This window comes from Pseudomonas sp. BRG-100 (assembly GCF_000737955.1).
Classification (GTDB): domain Bacteria; phylum Pseudomonadota; class Gammaproteobacteria; order Pseudomonadales; family Pseudomonadaceae; genus Aquipseudomonas; species Aquipseudomonas synxantha_A.
Genome location: NZ_JPRX01000001.1, coordinates 15,264 through 31,662 on the forward strand (window position 1 = coordinate 15,264; position 16,399 = coordinate 31,662).

Annotated in this window: 12 protein-coding genes; 1 reads left to right on the plus strand and 11 read right to left on the minus strand. The window is 59.6% G+C overall.

Annotation, left to right across the window (positions count from 1 at the left end; all coding sequences use genetic code 11):
• Positions 1-9: 9 nt before the first annotated feature.
• Positions 10-855, minus strand: a complete 846-nt coding sequence (gene efeU / locus JH25_RS26640; RefSeq protein ID WP_032875131.1) for an iron uptake transporter permease EfeU — start codon at positions 853-855, stop codon at positions 10-12.
• Positions 856-1,023: 168 nt separating this feature from the next.
• On the opposite strand from efeU, the gene JH25_RS26635 reads away from it, so the two are divergent.
• Positions 1,024-2,043, plus strand: coding sequence for an AraC family transcriptional regulator (locus JH25_RS26635; protein WP_032875133.1), 1,020 nt, complete (start codon positions 1,024-1,026; stop codon positions 2,041-2,043).
• A 725-nt stretch (positions 2,044-2,768) separates the two neighbouring features.
• Here JH25_RS26635 and JH25_RS26630 read toward each other — a convergent pair.
• From JH25_RS26630 to JH25_RS26585, 10 genes are all read right to left on the minus strand, one after another.
• Positions 2,769-3,293, minus strand: coding sequence for a hypothetical protein (locus tag JH25_RS26630; protein WP_032875136.1), 525 nt, complete (start codon positions 3,291-3,293; stop codon positions 2,769-2,771).
• Positions 3,294-3,584: 291 nt separating this feature from the next.
• Entirely contained in the window at positions 3,585-5,000 is a 1,416-nt protein-coding gene (locus JH25_RS26625; protein ID WP_032875139.1) for an efflux transporter outer membrane subunit, read from the minus strand.
• Positions 4,997-8,176, minus strand: a complete 3,180-nt coding sequence (locus JH25_RS26620) for an efflux RND transporter permease subunit (protein WP_032875142.1) — start codon at positions 8,174-8,176, stop codon at positions 4,997-4,999. The genes JH25_RS26625 and JH25_RS26620 overlap by 4 nt, the downstream gene beginning before the upstream one ends.
• Positions 8,177-8,191: 15 nt before the next feature.
• On the minus strand, positions 8,192-9,433 hold the full coding sequence (mexE, locus tag JH25_RS26615; protein ID WP_032880943.1) for a multidrug efflux RND transporter periplasmic adaptor subunit MexE: 1,242 nt from the start codon (positions 9,431-9,433) through the stop codon (positions 8,192-8,194).
• A gap of 178 nt (positions 9,434-9,611) precedes the next feature.
• Positions 9,612-10,508, minus strand: a complete 897-nt coding sequence (locus JH25_RS26610; RefSeq protein WP_032875145.1) for a LysR substrate-binding domain-containing protein — start codon at positions 10,506-10,508, stop codon at positions 9,612-9,614.
• 84 nt (positions 10,509-10,592) lie between these two features.
• Positions 10,593-11,936, minus strand: a complete 1,344-nt coding sequence (locus tag JH25_RS26605; RefSeq protein ID WP_032875148.1) for a TolC family outer membrane protein — start codon at positions 11,934-11,936, stop codon at positions 10,593-10,595.
• Positions 11,937-11,958: 22 nt separating this feature from the next.
• On the minus strand, positions 11,959-13,476 hold the full coding sequence (locus tag JH25_RS26600) for a DHA2 family efflux MFS transporter permease subunit (protein WP_032875151.1): 1,518 nt from the start codon (positions 13,474-13,476) through the stop codon (positions 11,959-11,961).
• On the minus strand, positions 13,473-14,540 hold the full coding sequence (locus tag JH25_RS26595) for an HlyD family secretion protein (RefSeq protein WP_032875154.1): 1,068 nt from the start codon (positions 14,538-14,540) through the stop codon (positions 13,473-13,475). Before JH25_RS26595 ends, JH25_RS26600 begins: the two co-directional genes overlap by 4 nt.
• 29 nt (positions 14,541-14,569) lie before the next feature.
• Complete coding sequence (locus JH25_RS26590; RefSeq protein ID WP_032875157.1) at positions 14,570-15,385, minus strand: DUF3050 domain-containing protein; 816 nt, start codon at positions 15,383-15,385, stop codon at positions 14,570-14,572.
• A gap of 46 nt (positions 15,386-15,431) precedes the next feature.
• On the minus strand, positions 15,432-16,391 hold the full coding sequence (locus tag JH25_RS26585) for a fatty acid desaturase family protein (RefSeq protein WP_032875159.1): 960 nt from the start codon (positions 16,389-16,391) through the stop codon (positions 15,432-15,434).
• Between the last annotated feature and the right edge of the window lie 8 nt (positions 16,392-16,399).

Genomic DNA, 16,399 nt, shown 5'->3' on the forward strand with positions numbered 1-16,399 from the left:
AGACGGTCCTTACTGGCTGGAAACGGAAGAAGTCGTGGCGACAGGCTTGGCGGGGGCCGAGGGCAGGAAGAACATCACCAGGGCCACCACCAGGTAAATCACATAGGCACCCAGGGTGCTGACGGTCGGCGCCTCCTGATAACCGAACATGCCGGCCAGTACCGAGCCCAACGGGCTATCCATGGGCAGCGCAGCGCTGAAATCGAACAGCACGGTTTGCCAGTGGTTCCACACACCGGCCTCATGCAGGGCTTGCACCGAATTGGCGAGAATGCCGGCCGCCACTACAAGGATGAACAGGCCGGTCCAGCGGAAAAACGCGCCGAGGTTCAGGCGCATGCTGCCGGAATAGATGAGGAAACCGACGACGATGGCCAGGATCAGGCCGAGCAGGGCACCTATCGGCGCGCCCATACCTTCGCTCTGCTGAAACACCGCCAGCAGAAAGAACACCGTCTCCAGCCCTTCGCGGGCCACGGCAAAAAACACCATGGCGATCAGCGCAAATACCTGGTGCCTGGAGCCGGTCAGGGCATGGTCGAGGGACTCATGCAGAGCGTGTTTGATTGACCGCGCCACTTTGCGCATCCAGAACACCATGGAACTGAGGATGCCCACTGCGACAAGCCCTACGATCCCTTCGAACAATTCCTGCTGCTTTTGCGGGAATTCAGCGCTGACCAGTTCCAGACCGCCGCCCACCAGCAACGCCAGGGCCGCGGCCAGGAATACGCCAATCCACACCGCAGGCATCCACTGGCCACGGCCGGTCTGCTGCAGGTAACTGGCGATGATGCCAACGATCAAGGCGGCTTCAATGCCTTCGCGCAGCATGATTAAAAAAGGAACGAGCATCGGGCACCAGGGCGTAACTAGTTAGGAAGCTAAGTTGTAACATAATGATACTCATTGCTAAACAAGAAATATTGACCTTTGCTGAACGAGGGCTGAACAGTGGTGGCGAAGCGCGACCGCCCTTATGATGCAGGCCACCTGGTTTGCAGTCGGATAACTCAACATCCCATGTCGGAAAAAGACACCATCTCCATCCACCTTGTGCGCGAAGCGCTGTTGCAGAGCTGTGCGCCTGGTGCGGCCACTGTCGAGGCATTGAGCAAAGTCGGGATTGACCCTGCGTTGCTTGAGCAGCCCAATGCCCGTGTCCCGGCCACGGCCTATGCGCGCCTTTGGCGTTTGCTGGCGCGGCGCAGGGATGACGAGTTTTTTGGCATGGACCCGCGCGCACTCAAATCCGGTAGCCTGGCGTTTCTGTGTCGCGCCGCCATGGCGCAACCGAGCCTGGCGGCGGGCCTGGAAACCGGCCTGGGGTTTCTGTCGTTGATGCTGGAGCACATGCCGGCACAGTTGGTTCGCCAACAGAGCCTGGCGGAGATCGTCCTGCTCGAACCCGATGAGCCCAAGCGTGCGTTCACGTATTTCACTTATTGGATGATCGTCCACGGCGTTGCGTGCTGGCTGGCGGGGCGTCGCATCCCGATCCTGGCCATTGAGCTGCGTTGCGCGCAGCCGGACTTCTGTGACGATTACCAGGTAATGTTTTCCGACAACCTGCGCTTTGATCGACCTCGTACCCGCATGATCTTTTCTGCCGACTGCCTGGACCTGCCGATCAAACGCAGTCAGCAGGAGCTCCAACGGTTTCTGGCCCATGCACCCGCTAACATCCTGGTCAAATACCGCGACCCTGAAAGCCTCGCCACGCGCATCAAGCACGACCTTCGGCAGATGCCTCCCGACACCTGGCCGGAAACGGAGGGCCTTGCCGCCAGGCTATGTATTTCTGCGTCCACCCTGCGTCGGCGCCTGGCGGAAGAGGGGCAGACTTATCAGGGCCTCAAAGACAGTGTGCGCAAAGAACTGGCGATTGTGTGGTTGGCTGAACCGCAGATCAGCTTTGCCGAGATTGCCACGCGGCTGGGGTTTGCCGATGCGAGTTCGTTCTACAAGGCGTTTCGCAAGTGGGTGGGGTCGAATCCGGGGCATTATCGGAGTTTGATTTTGAGCGAATCGAGTCGACTCTAACTTCCGTCATGCGGGATTAGGATAATTCTCACTTATTCCTTCACCCAAGTATGACAGAACGCTCCTTCGATATTTTAGGACGTGGCTGGCATATTTAGCGCTTGATTTCGTGCACAGTAAGCAACGTGTTCCTACCCGCATTAGTGGGTGCTTGATATCTGCTGGGCTGATATCGAGTGTCATGTACTGGCAGCCGTTGCTTAACTGCGAGGTGCGCTTATGGGGAAATAAAAGATCAGATATTTTGAGTGGGTATTTATTTACTATTTTCTGATTTGAGGTGAGATCATGAAAGGTCTTATTGCGTTGCCGTGTCTCGCGTTAATGCTTTTGTCTGCTCAGGTGTCGGCCTTGTGTCTGTATATAAGTGATAGCTATAGCGGGCTTTTGCCACCTGGTGTCGAAACGACAGTGTATGGCCCGTTCATAATAACTTCCGCGAATGGATGTGCGGGTGCGACTATTGATGCCTCAGCTTCCACGGGAGGAGGGCGGGCGCCACAGTTGATTATCCAAAAGCAGTTGGGAGCCTCTTGGCAATCTGTTGCGACAAGCTTTGGGAGCAGCGCTTCATACTCTGGATCGTTTGGTACCTATCGAGTCGCTATGTTCAATTCCGACCCTGATGTGAAATCCTACTCAGGCACCGCCAAATACGGCCGCTGAAGGCCTGCAATGGCAGTGCGTTAAGATCCTCCTTAGCGCACTGCCCAAACGACTTGGATTCAAGCTTGCTCATGAATCTTTAAATCACTTCTGGAAGAATTGACGAAGTAGGTCAATGCGCCTATCGCGTGATTGGCATCTATCATCCCACGCCGCCACCTCAAAGTATCTTCTTTCACGTCTGCAGGATTATTTTCAAGGAAATCATTGTAGTCCTCAAGCCGCTCATTAAACAAAGCGATGGCGTTGAATTTGACGTCTGTTTCTGTAGGAAGACCATCTGCACCACTCGCCAAATTGCCTTCGGCGAATATTACAAATGCATGTATATCTATCATTTCATCGTCGAATAATCGTCGCGCTACTTTTCTGAGGTCATCTGAGCTTATGGCTGTCATGTCAAAGCCCTTTAAATATTCTTTCAGGTCGGCGATTTTTTTTGTTTCACCAAGATTTAGTGTGTCAGCTGCTACGGACTCCTCAGTGATTGTGAATTTATTCGTTATTTGTTCAGGATTTTTAATAACGTAAGCGTTGGTTGCCTTGGTATGCCTCATCTGCTCAGCAGTCAACATGATAGCCATGTCGCCTTCCTCCATTAGTAAGTGGCACTTGGTTGTCGACACGTGCGCCAATTACTTTAACGTGGGTGTACCACTTGCCTACATGAAAATGCACTGTTGTTTCTGAAGTATTAAAACCTGGAAGCCAGGTATAGCGCAGTACTAGGACATTACCTACGAAGGACTTCTTAATTGGCTTACAGAAATAACGTTCAATATTTTAGGAAGTCCTGACAAAAAAAAGCCCCGCGACCGAATGGATCGCAGGGCTAAAAATTGGCTGGATGCGACCAACCAAAGGAGCTCTTTACATCACTTGTTGCTGGCCACCACTGCATCCGGTTGCCAGCCACCACCCAACGCCTTGTAGATCGCCACAATGCCGCGATACAGATCCACTTCGGCCTGGGCCTGGGAGTCCTCTGCGGCCAGGCGTTCGCGTTGGGCGTCGAGCAGTACCAGGAAGTCCACGGTGCCTTCGCGGTAGCGGATCGCGGCGAGGTCGGCGGCGGCGCGGCTGGATTCGCTTTGGCGGATCAGAGACACCAGGCGTTGCTGACGCTTGCCGTAATCGCTGAAGGCGTCCTCGGACTCTTCCAGGGCCAGCAGCACTTGCTGCTCGTAGGTTGCCAGGGCGCCGTCGGCCTCGGCATTCGCACCGCGCAAACGCGCACGCACACTGCCCAGGTCAAACGCGGCCCAGGTAATGCTCGGGCCCAGGGACCAGGCATTCGCTGCAGCCGAGCCGATCTGCGAACCACGCCCGGCGGTAAAGCCGAGGAAGCCGCTGAGGCTGACCCGTGGGAACAGGTCGGCCTTGGCCACGCCGATACGCGCGGTGGCGGCGGCCAGCTTGCGTTCGGCGCTGAGGATGTCCGGGCGCCGTTGCAGCAATTGCCCCGGGTCGCCAATCGGCAGGGCCTTGGCGATTGCCGGCAGGTCTTTGGGGCTCAGGTCCACGCTCAGCTTGTCGGGACGCTGGCCGAGGAGGGTGGCGATGCGATTGCGCTCGCGCACTTGTTCGGCTTGCAGCTGCGGCACGCTGGCTTCCACCGCCGCCAGGCGTGCGTCGGCACGCTCGACGTCGAGTTGATCACCCACGCCGGCATCGCGCAGGCTGACGGTGATGGTGCGTGATTCTTGCTGGTTCTTCAGGTTGTCCAGGGCGATGCGTTCACGCAGTTGCGCCCCGCGCAGTTGGCCATAGGCATCCACCAGTTCAGCGATCATGGTGACTTGCAGTTGGTACAGGTCGGCTTCGGCCACCTGTTGGTCAGCGTCGCTGGCTTCCAGGTTGCGGCGGATGCGCCCGAACAAATCCACTTCCCAGGCCATGTCCAGGCCCAGGTCATAGCGCTCGCTGTTGACACGCTTGGTAGTCTGGCCGGGAATCTGGCCCTTGCCCACATCGCTGCTGGCGCGGGAGGTGACCACTGGCATGATGTCGTTGGCCGCGTCGTCACGGATAGCCCGTGCTGCCCGCAGGCGGGCAAAGGCTACGCGCAAATCACGGTTGCCGCTCAGCGACTGGGTTACCAGCTGGTTGAGCGTCGGGTCTTCGAACTGCTGCCACCAGATGCCTTCGTACTTGGCATGGTCGTAGCTTTTGCTGTCGGCGGCTGCCGTGATGTTGGCCGCCTCCAGTTGCTGGGTCTTGTAGTCCGGGCCTACGGCACAGGCGGCGAGCGCCAGTACCAGCAAGCTCGGCAGGAATACTTTCACACTCATTGCTGTGTCTCCAGCTTCAAGGCCTTGGCCGCTTTGCGCGCTTCCTGGCGCTCAACATAGCGACGGATCAGTACGTAGAACACTGGCGTCAGCAACAGACCGAAGAAGGTCACACCAATCATCCCGGAGAACACCGCCACACCCATGGCATGGCGCATCTCGGCACCCGCACCGCTGGACAATACCAACGGCACCACACCCATGATGAACGCGAACGAGGTCATCAGGATCGGCCGCAGACGCAGGCGGCAGGCTTCCAGTACCGCGGCCAGCGGGTCGAGGCCCTCCGCTTGTTTATCCTTGGCAAACTCGACGATCAGGATCGCGTTCTTGCAGGCCAGGCCCACCAGTACGATCAGGCCGATCTGGGTGAAGATGTTGTTGTCGCCGCCCGAGATGATCACCCCGGTAATGGCCGACAGCAGCGTCATCGGTACGATCAGGATCACCGCCAGCGGCAGGCTCCAGCTTTCGTATTGGGCGGCCAGTACCAGGAACGCCAGCAGCACGCAGAGCGGGAACACGAACAGCGCGGTATTGCCCGAGAGGATTTGCTGATAGGTCAGGTCAGTCCACTCGTAGGTCATGCCGTTGGGCAGTTCATCCTTCAACAGCTTTTCAATCGCAGCCTGGGCCTGGCCGGAGCTGTAGCCCGGTGCGGCGTTGCCGTTGATTTCAGCGGTGATAAAGCCGTTGTAGTGCATCACGCGGTCCGGGCCCGAGGTGTCGCTGACCTTGATAAAGGTCGCCAGGGGGATCATCTCGCCTTTGTTGTTGCGCACTTTCAACTGGCCGATCTGATCGGAGTCCTGACGGAACTGCTGCTCGGCCTGCACGTTGACCTGGTAGGTACGCCCGAAGCGGTTGAAGTCGTTGGCATACAACGAACCCAGGTAAACCTGCAGCGTGTCAAAGATGTCGCTGATCGCTACGCCATGGGTCTTGGCCTTTTCGCGGTCGATGGCGGCGTCGACTTGCGGCACGTTCACTGTGTAGCTGGTGAACAGGCCGAACAGTTCAGGCACACTGTGACTCTTGGCAATCACGTTCTGGACTTCTTTGTACAACTCGTCATAGCCGAGGTTGCCACGGTCTTCGATCTGCAGGCGAAACCCGCCGATGGTGCCCAGGCCCTGTACCGGCGGCGGCGGGAAGATCGCCATGTACGCTTCTTCAATGTTGGCGTATTGGCCATTCAACGCCCCGGCAATCGCCCCGGCCGACATGCTCGCGTCTTTACGCTCATCGAAGGGCTTCAAGGTCACAAACACAATGCCGCTGTTCGGGCTGTTGGTGAAGCCGTTGATCGACAGGCCCGGGAAGGCAATCGCGGCCTCCACGCCGGGCTGTTTAAGGGCGATCTCCGACATGCGCTTCATCACGTTTTCGGTGCGGTCCAGGCTTGCAGCATCGGGCAGTTGAGCGAAGGCCACCAGGTATTGCTTGTCCTGGGCCGGTACGAAACCGGTCGGGGTGTGAGCAAACCCGAAGAACGTCAGCACCATCAGCCCGGCGTATACGAACAGGGCAATACCACTGCCGCGAATCACTCGGCGTACGGTACCCACGTAGCCATGGCTGGCCTTTTCGAAAAAGCGGTTGAAGGGACGGAATAGCCAGCCACCGAAGAGCTTGTCGAGGAACTTCGAGAAGCGATCCTTCGGCGCATCGTGACCGCGCAACAACACGGCGGCCAGGGCAGGGGACAGCGTCAGCGAGTTAAACGCCGAGATCACGGTCGAGATCGCGATGGTCAACGCGAACTGCTTGTAGAACTGCCCGGTCAAGCCACTGATAAAAGCGGCTGGAATGAATACCGCACACAGCACCAGCGCTGTAGCGATGATCGGGCCGGTAACTTCGCTCATGGCTTTTTCGGTGGCCGGGAACGGCTCCAGGCCCAGTTCGATATTGCGCTCGACGTTCTCCACCACCACGATCGCGTCATCCACCACGATACCGATGGCCAGTACCAGGCCGAACAATGACAGGGCGTTGAGCGAGAATCCGAACAGGTGCATCACCGCAAACGTACCGATCAAGGATACCGGCACCGCCACCAACGGAATGATCGAGGCGCGCCAGGTCTGCAGGAACAGAATCACCACCAGCACCACAAGAATCAGCGCCTCGAACAGCGTGTGCACCACCGCTTCGATAGAGCCGCGTACAAAGATGGTCGGGTCATAGGCGATGCGGTAATCCATGCCCGCCGGAAAACTCTTTTTCAGCTCGGCCATCTTGCTGCGCACATCGTTGGAGATGTCGATGGCATTGGAGCCGGGGCGCTGGAAGATCGGAATCGCAACGGCCGGCTGGTTATCGATCAACGAGCGCAGCGCGTATTGGCTGGAGCCCAGCTCGACCCGGGCGATGTCCTTGAGGCGCGTGATTTCACCGTTGGCGCCGGCACGAATCACGATGTTCTCGAACTCTTCCTCGGTGACCAGGCGGCCTTGGGTATTGACCGACAACTGGAAGCTGGTGTCACTCGGCGCAGGCTGAGCGCCCAGGGCACCGGCAGCCACCTGGCGGTTCTGCTCGCGGATCGCCGTGACCACATCGGTGGCGGTCAGGTTGCGCGAGGCGGTCTTGTTCGGATCCAGCCATACGCGCAGGGAGTAGTCACCCATGCCGAACAGCTGAACATCGCCGACGCCGCCCAAACGGGCCAGTTCGTCCTTGATGTTGAGGATCGCGTAGTTGGACAGGTACAGCATGTCGTAACGCTGATCCGGGGAGGTCAAGTGCACCACCATGGTCAGGTCGGGGGAAGCCTTGTCCACGGTGATACCGATGCGTGTCACTTCCTCCGGCAGCTTTGGCTGAGTCCGCGTCACACGGTTTTGCACTTGCACCTGCGCGTTGTCCAGGTCGGTGCCCAGGGCGAAGGTGATAGTCAGGGTCAGCTTACCGTCGGCGGTGGACTGCGAGGACATGTACAGCATGTTCTCGACACCCGTGATGGCCTGCTCCAGCGGTGCGGCCACGGTTTCGCCGATGACTTTGGGGTTGGCACCCGGGAAGTTGGCGCGTACCACCACAGTCGGCGGCACTACTTCCGGGTATTCGCTGATCGGCAGTTGGAACAGCGAGATTGCACCCGCGATCAGGATCAACAGCGACAGCACCGCTGCGAAGATCGGCCGCGAAATGAAGAACTTGGAAAAATTCATCTTGAGTCTTATCCCTTAACCGCGTGGAGTCGCAGTGCTGGCGAGCTTGGGCGCGGTCGTTTCCGGCGCCACTTGCTCCAGGTTGCTGGCTTCAAGCGCTTGTCGTTGTTGGGCCAAGGCGGCGAGGGTTTCCTTGCTGGCCATCGGAATGGTTTCCGGCGCGACCGGTGAGCCGGGGCGCACACGCTGCAGGCCCTTGACGATCACGGTGTCGTCCTTGGTCAGGCCGCTGCGTACGATGCGCAAGCCTTCGATCTTGGGCCCCAATTCCACCGCGCGGTAAGCCGGCCTGTCGCCGTCCATCACCAGCACAAACTTCTTGCCCAGGTCGGTACCGACGGCTTCATCGTTGATCAGCACGGCGGAGTAGGTGCCGCTGCCGACCAGCTTCAAGCGCGCATACAGGCCAGGGGTGTATTCGCCCTTGCTGTTGTCAAACACCGCACGGCCACGGATGGTGCCGGTGGACGGGTTGACCTGGTTGTCGACGAAGTTCATCTGGCCCAGGTGCGGGTTGCCGGTTTCGTTGGACAGGCCCAGATACACCGGGGTGGTTGCGCCGCGACGGCCTTCACGGGCCAGTTCGGTGTACTTGAGGAACACACGCTCGTCGGCGTCGAAGTAGGCGTAGACCTTGTCGGTGGACACCACACTGGTCAGCGCAGTGGTGTCGGCGGTCACCAGGTTGCCGGCGGTGATTTCGGCACGGCTGACGCGGCCGCTGATCGGTGAAGTGACACGGGTAAAGCTCAAGTTCAGGCGGGCCAGGTCCAACTGCGCCTGGATCCCGGCCATGGCGGCGCGGGCCTCCTGGGCGGCGGTGGTGCGCGAGTCGGCCAGTTCAGCGGAGATCGCATTGCTCTGGCGCAGGCGTTCGCCGCGTTGCGCTTCGTTTTCGCTGCGGGTGGCGGCGGCTTTGGTCTGAGCCAACTGGGCTTCCAGGCGGCGCACTTCGGCCTGGAACGGGCGCGGGTCGATCTGGAACAGCAGGTCGCCTTTCTTGACCAAAGCGCCTTCAGTAAAAGCGACTTGGTCAATCTGGCCGGACACCCGAGGACGAATTTGCACGGTTTCCGGGGCTTCCAGCCGTCCGGTAAATTCGTCCCACTCGTTGACCGGCTGTTCCAGTACCTTGGCCACGCTGACCTTGGCTGGGGGCATGGCGGCCGCTTGTTCGGGAGACTTGCCGCACGCGCTCATCACCACCACGGCCAGAATCGCCAGGGGGAAGCGCAAAAGTTTGAGTGACTGTTCCATGAGGTGCATCCGCCAATGTATTTGAGATGGGCGGATCATGCGCGGCGGGGTGCTATGTCACGAATCGAATGAAGCAAAGGTAACTATCATTCGGAATGATATAAGAGGGGAGTCAGCCCTCTAGCATGGGGGTTTCGTTAGGGAGCTATCAATAGCCTTGATGACAAAAGACTGTTGCCTAAGGTGCATCGAATGCTTCACCCAGAAAATCGATCAAGGCGCGCACCGACGGCATCAGCCCGCGCCGGGATGGAAATACCGCCGTGATAACGCCTTGCACGGGCTGCCACTCAGGCAGCAAGACAACCAGACGCCCCTCGGCGACATCCTCCTTGACCACCACCCATGGCAGGTTGGCGATGCCTACTCCCGCCAGTGTCGCGTTTTTCAAAGTCGGCACATCATCGCTGACCAGGCGCGGCGTGTGCTGGATCTGCGTCGTCGCGCCATCCTGGCCGGTCAGCTCCCACACGTACTGAATCATCAGGTTGCCCCAGTGCACGGTGGGCAGCCCGGCAAGGTCGGCGGGTTGCGAGGGCAGGGCATAGTCCTGCAAAAAAGCCGCACTCGCCACCAGCACCTGCGTACTTTTACCGAGCAGTTTCATCACCAGTTCACTGCTTTCCAGGGGTGGGAAACACAGGCTCAAGGCAAGGTCATAACCCTCGGCAATCACATCGACCTTACGGTTGAAGCTCTTCACATTCAGTTCGACGTTGCCGCATTGCGCCATGAATTGAGCCAGCATCGGCGCCACCCAATAGTTGAGCAGCGCGGTGGTGCAACTCAGGCGAATCAAGCCGCGAGGTTCTGATTTGTTGAAGGCCACCACATCTTCTGCCGACTCGGCCTCGGCAATCATCGCCACACAATGTCGATAATAAGCCTGGCCGATATCGGTAACCTGGAACTGGCGCGTCGAACGCTGTATCAGCCGCGCTCCAAGCCTTGCCTCAAGCTGACCGACCCTGCGACTCAGGGTCGACTTGGGCAGGTTCAACGCTCGACCCGCCGCCGCAAAGCCGCCGTGCTCGACCACCTTGGCGTAAAGGAAGAGTTCGTTCAGGTCGAACATGGGCAGTGTTCCATTTTTGAGATGCCCCAGCTTAATCCAACTCAGGCCCCACGTTGAGCGAATATCAGCGCATTCATCCGTGCGTCAGTTCAGTGTACGGCTGACCTCACGCAGGCGCGCGTCGCTCAGGTTGCCGGTGGATGCCAACAGGTGCAACTGGGCCATTAGAATGGCATAGCGCTGCTGGGCCAGGCGTTGTTGGGTATCGGTGACTTTCTGTTGGGCATCCAGTACGTCGGTGTTGATGCGGGAACCGGCTTCGAAGCCGTGGGTCACGGCGGCGAGGTTGATCTGGCTGGAGTTCAAGGCCTGCTTGAGTGCCTGATATTGGCTCATGCCGTTGGTGACTTGCAGGTAGGCCTGACGGGCCTTCATCCCGGCGTTGCGGCGTGCGTCTTCGACTTCGTCCGCTGCCTTGCTTTGCAGTGCATGGGCTTCGCGCACGCGACTGCTGGTGCGGCCACCGCTGTAGAGCGGAACGCTCAGTTTGACCCCGACCACGGTCTGGTTATAGCGATTTTCCGGTAACGTCACATCGTATACATCACCGCCGACAGAGGCGAAGCGGCCATGGGCGGCGATCAGATCAAGGGTGGGCAAATGGCCGGCCCGTTCCTTGTCGATGTCCATTTCGGCCAGGCGCTGGGCAATCTGCGCCGCCTGTACGGCGAGGTTGCCTTGTTGCGCGGTCGTGGCCCAATCATCGATGACAGCGGGCACCGGGGCACTGAACTGCGGCTCTTTGCCTGACCACGGCCCCACCTGTGCGGCAGTCAATTGGGTGAGTGTTTCGTTGGCGATGTCCAATGCACCACGGGCGGCAATCTGTTCGGCGAATGCCTGGTCGTATTTGGCCTGAACCTGCGCGAGCGCGTTAGCGGTGGTAGCCCCGTCGGCCAGCAGTCGCTGGCTGCGCGTCTGGCTCTCGCGCAGGGTTTGTAGCTGTTGTGTGCGGGTGCTCAACAGTTCCTGATTGAGCAGCACGTCGAAATAAGCGCGGGCAACGCGCAGCATCAGCGCTTGGCGCGCCTGTTCAGTGTGCAGTTCACTGGCGCTGATCAACAGTTTGCTTTGGTCGTGGGCGATCACATTCTGCCAACGCAGCAGCGGCTGTGTGAGGACCACCGCGTAGGCGTTGGTGTTATTGCGATTGCGATGATAATCGGAAGAGTCCTCGGCATCGACCCAGGCCGCGCCGCCGGTGACAGACAGGTCTGGCAGCAGGTTGGCACGGCTTTGCGGTTCCTTTTCTGCCGTGGCCAATTGCTGGGCCTGTGCGGCGGCGAACTGCATGTCGTGGGTCAGTGCCTTCTGGTACAGGTGGTACAAGTCATTTGCCGATACCTGGGTGGGCGCGCAGGCGAGTGCCAGCCAATACAGAGGCATGAGCAGGGGGGCGGTGTTGAGATGCAGGCCTGGAATACGCAAGGGGTGTGCTCCACTTAAAGATTTATCGACTGATGTGGCTTCTGCGCATCATCAGCACCATGGGAATACCAATGGCCATTACCGCTCCCAAGGTGCCGAACAGCATGCTGAACGCCAGCATTTGCCCTTGTTCGCGTGCTTGCATGTAGGGCATCAGGGCCAGGGCTTGTTGATGGCTCGCCAGGCCCAGGGAAAGAAACAGCGGGTCGGTTTCCACGCCTCCCCAGCCACTGGCAACCAGACTCGATTCGGTGACATGTTCGGAAAGCAGGCGGTAGCGTTCCCACGAGAACCGTGTGAGCAGGGTGGCTGCGATGGCGATACCCACGCTGCCCCCCAACTGGCGCATCAGGTTGAGTACGCCTGAAGCACCGGAGATCAATGTCAGCGGCAGGCGGCGCATCGCCAGGTTGGTCAGCGGCACGAAGATCATGCCCAGGCCCAGGCCGCGGATCACCAAGGGCCAGTACAGCGTGTCCGGGTTACTGTCGAGGGTGAACTGGGTGTGCAGGAACATGGCATAGCAGTACATGACGATGCCCAGCGTGACGAACACGCGCTCGTCGATCTTGTTTTCCTGGGACAGCTTGCCGATCACCAAGGTGCTGATGGCGCTGGCCACTGCCCCGGGGAAAATCACCAGCCCGCTCTGGTAAGCGCTCTGCGCCAGTAAGGTCTGCAAGAACAGCGGCACCATGAACAACGTGCTGTACAGCCCGAAGCCCACACAAAATGCACAGATGCATCCCATCAGGAACTCGCGATTCTGGAACAGTGCGACGTTAACGATTGGGTTGGCCACACGCCGCTCCCACCAGAAGAAGCCCACCAGGCTGAAGCTGCTGAGCAACAGGCAGGCTACGGTCCAGTTGGACGCCATCCAGTCCCAGTGTTCGCCGCGCTCCAGCAGGATCTGCAGGCTGCCGACGCCCAGAGCCAGCAAGCAGAAGCCGCTGTAGTCGACGCTGGAAGGTTTTTGTTCGTTGGGCGAGTCGTTGATACACAGCCAGCACAGCAACAAGGCCACGGCACCGATCGGCAAGTTGATCAAGAAGATCCAGTGCCACGACAAGGTGTCGATCAGGTAGCCGCCGACGGTCGGGCCGAGGGTTGGCCCCATCATCACCCCCACGCCGTACAACGCCATGCCGCTGCTGACTTTTTCCTTGGGGAACACGTCGTAGATGATGGCCTGGGAAATGCCCAGCAACCCGCCGCCCGCCAGGCCTTGCAGCACCCGAAACGCGACCAGTTGCCAGAGTTCGGCAGACATCGCGCAACCCAACGATGCCAGTACGAACAGCGCAGTAGAGACCAGGTAATAAGTACGCCGGCCGAACCACGCCGATAGCCAGCCACTGACCGGAAGAATCACCACGTTGGCCACCACATAACCGGTGGAGACCCAGGAGATTTCATCCACCGACGCCCCGTAGGTGCCCATCAGACTGGGAATCGCGACGTTGACGATGGTGACATCGAGCAGCTCCATCATCGAGACCAGCGTGACGGTAAACGCAATCAGGTAGGGCGACCTCATAGCGTCTGGCCGGCGTCGTCAGGTGCGGCCACTTCGACGAACGCGCTCATGCCCGGGCTCAACAGCGACTTGTAGTCATCCGGCACAGCGTTGAGCGCGATGCGCACCTGCACGCGCTGCACCACTTTGGTGAAGTTGCCCGTGGCATTCTCCTGGGGCAGCAATGAGAATTTCGCCCCGGTGGCCGGTGCCAGGCTTTCGACGACGCCGTCGAAGGCGTGCCCGGGGAAGGCGTCCACGGTAACTCGGGCGTTCTGGCCGACGCGCACGCGGCCCACCTGGGTCTCCTTGAAGTTGGCGGTAATCCACAGCGGTTCGGTGGCGATCAGGCTCATGAGCTTTTGGCCGGCGACCACAAACTGGCCAGGCTCCACTTCTTTTTTCGAGACAATGCTGCGCAACGGCGCGGTCTGGCGGGTGTCGTTGAGCTGGATCCTGGATTGTTCCAGCTCAGCTTGCGCGGCCGCGATCCGATAGTCCTGCACCTTGAGTTCGGCCTTGTTGGCCAAGGTGCTTTGGGCCGCGGCCTGGGCGTTGCTGCGCGCTACCCCCTGGGCATGGCTGAGGGCATCGAAACGCGCCTTGGCCACTTCCTGGTCCTGGGTGCTCAGCACGCCTTGAGCGCCGAGGCGACGGGCACGCTGGTAGTCGTTACGCGCTTGCTCAAGGTTGGCGCTCGCTTGAGCCAGGGCCGCTTGCGCGGCCTCGCGCATGGCCACTGCACCGAGCACCTGGCTGTCCAGCGCCCCCGGCACGCCTGCGCGCCCGGCGGCGGCGAGCAGCGCTTGCCACTGTGCTTCGCGCTGCTGCAGCTGGTAGCGGTATTCACTGTCGCGGATCTGAAACAGCAGGTCGCCGCTTTGTACCGTGACGTTGTCCACCACCGGCACACTGATCACCACGCCCGAGAGCTTGGCCCGTACCGGGATGATCACCCCGTCGAGTTCGGCGTTGTCGGTACTCACGTAGGTGCTGGAATACTGCCAGCGCTGCCAGCCCAGTATCAGCAACCCGCCGACCACGACGCCGCACAGCGTCAGTTTTATCAACTTGCCTTTGGTCATGTGGTACTCCCTGTCGATGCACGTTGAGGTCAAGCAGGCTCAGAAACGGTGTGGACCTCCCGCGCAGGACGGCTCACCGTCGGCTGAGCCTTGTCCAGCAGGAACTGATGCACGCCATTCCACAGGTCAATCCGTGAGTTGATTGCGGTTTTCGCACTCTCGACCATGTGCAGGTGTTGCGCGGGGCTGGTGACGATTTCGGCGATGATGCGTTTGGCCGCCGGGCCGTGATCGTCACCATCCATCTCGATGTGGCGCTTCAAGTAATACGTGAGCATCGGTACCTCGCTTTCACTGACCGACCATTGCGACAGCAGGCGACCAAACATGTCGGGGATAATGTCTTCACGCCCGAAGAAGAAGTACGCCAGGACCGCTTCGGTGCTGCCGTGTTGCGCAATATCGAGGGTCTGGCACATGAACACTTTGGCCGCCGTTGGAATCTCTCCGTGGTTGAGCGCCTTGGCCAGCGGAACCTTGGCCTGGATAGCGGCCAGGAAGCGGCGGAATACGCTGCTGTCGGCGCCGATTTCATCCATGGCCGCGAGGTACAGGTCCAGGTGGCTGATAAAACCGCCCTCGGGATGCTCGTCGGTCTCTTCACCGACCACGATTTCGTTGATCAGGCGGGCGGCGGTGATGTGTACCGGCGGTACCCAGGGCAACTCCACGCAGGTGAGGTCGCGCTGGATACGCTTGAGCAAGGTCATGAAGTCCCAGACGGCGAACACGTGAAATTCCATCAGGGTGCGCACGTCTTCTACGGTGCGGATACTGGCGAACAAGGGGTGACTGAACAGCTGCTCGCGCTCGGTTTCAATGTGGCTATCGATATCAAAAGGCATGCGTGCTCCTGCGGCCTGAAGGGTCAGGCAGAAAATCCAGCGGAAATTAAGGGTGTGTGTCGTTTACCGTGTTTGTACGGTAGGGGTGGCGCCCGGTGGCATACCGGAAAGACCGCACGAAGTGCTTTTCCAGCAGGTATTGCCGGTTTTCGTACCACCCCGCGTCCAGCAGTTGACGGTGTACCTTGGGCAGTCGCCAGCAAGGCACCGCGGGGTAAAAATGATGTTCCAGGTGAAAGTTCGAACCCGCGTGCAGCCAGGTGTTGAGGCGCGAAGTGCGTGAACGCGCTGGCGGCAAGTGCGGGCCTGCGTCGAAAGCATGTTCTTGATAGGCATTGACCGCCGACAGCATGAACGCCACCGCCAGGCTCAAGGAAAACCCCAGCAGCAACCCGTCGATGAGCCACATGGCCAGCCCATAAAGGCTGAGCCATACAACCTGACAGGCGATATTGCAGCGCGCCAGCCATTGCACCTGGGCTGAACTCAACGGCAGCGCCGAGGGATTGCCCAATGGCCCGAACGCCAGGCGCCAGGTGGTCTGCAGATAACGCAGGGTGGCGATCAAGCGCGACAGGGTGATGCGGCTTACCAGTGTGTGGTAACGCGAAAAGAGCCGGTAGTCCGGGTCCTTCGTGCTGTTGCTGTAACGGTGGTGTTGCCAATGGTCTACAAAGTAACCGGTCACACAGAACCCCGGCAGCAGCGAACTGGTGGCAATGCCCAGGTAGCAACTGCGCATGGGGTTCGCACTCAGGTTGAAGTGGAAACCTTCATGCCCAAGGATCGCTTGCAGAAATAACCCGTATCCCGCCAATACCACCAACGGCAAACACACCAGCGTCCACAGGGTGGAAGCTGTGGTCGTCACCCACACAAACAGTGCCAGTGGCAACAGGTACAGGCTCAAGGCGTAGGCGATGATCAGCAAGGACTCCCTCGGCCGGGCCTTGAACAAGGCACGGTCGAGACGGACCTGGGGCTTGGGGTGCAGGTGGCTGGCCATTGGCGACG

Coding starts and splice junctions, on each gene's coding strand:
- efeU (WP_032875131.1), bottom strand. CDS start 855: ATGCTCGTTCCTTTTTTAATCATGCTGCGCGAAGGCATTGAAGCCGCC.
- JH25_RS26635 (WP_032875133.1), top strand. CDS start 1,024: ATGTCGGAAAAAGACACCATCTCCATCCACCTTGTGCGCGAAGCGCTG.
- JH25_RS26630 (WP_032875136.1), bottom strand. CDS start 3,293: ATGGCTATCATGTTGACTGCTGAGCAGATGAGGCATACCAAGGCAACC.
- JH25_RS26625 (WP_032875139.1), bottom strand. CDS start 5,000: ATGAGTGTGAAAGTATTCCTGCCGAGCTTGCTGGTACTGGCGCTCGCC.
- JH25_RS26620 (WP_032875142.1), bottom strand. CDS start 8,176: ATGAATTTTTCCAAGTTCTTCATTTCGCGGCCGATCTTCGCAGCGGTG.
- mexE (WP_032880943.1), bottom strand. CDS start 9,433: ATGGAACAGTCACTCAAACTTTTGCGCTTCCCCCTGGCGATTCTGGCC.
- JH25_RS26610 (WP_032875145.1), bottom strand. CDS start 10,508: ATGTTCGACCTGAACGAACTCTTCCTTTACGCCAAGGTGGTCGAGCAC.
- JH25_RS26600 (WP_032875151.1), bottom strand. CDS start 13,476: ATGAGGTCGCCCTACCTGATTGCGTTTACCGTCACGCTGGTCTCGATG.
- JH25_RS26595 (WP_032875154.1), bottom strand. CDS start 14,540: ATGACCAAAGGCAAGTTGATAAAACTGACGCTGTGCGGCGTCGTGGTC.
- JH25_RS26590 (WP_032875157.1), bottom strand. CDS start 15,385: ATGCCTTTTGATATCGATAGCCACATTGAAACCGAGCGCGAGCAGCTG.
- JH25_RS26585 (WP_032875159.1), bottom strand. CDS start 16,391: ATGGCCAGCCACCTGCACCCCAAGCCCCAGGTCCGTCTCGACCGTGCC.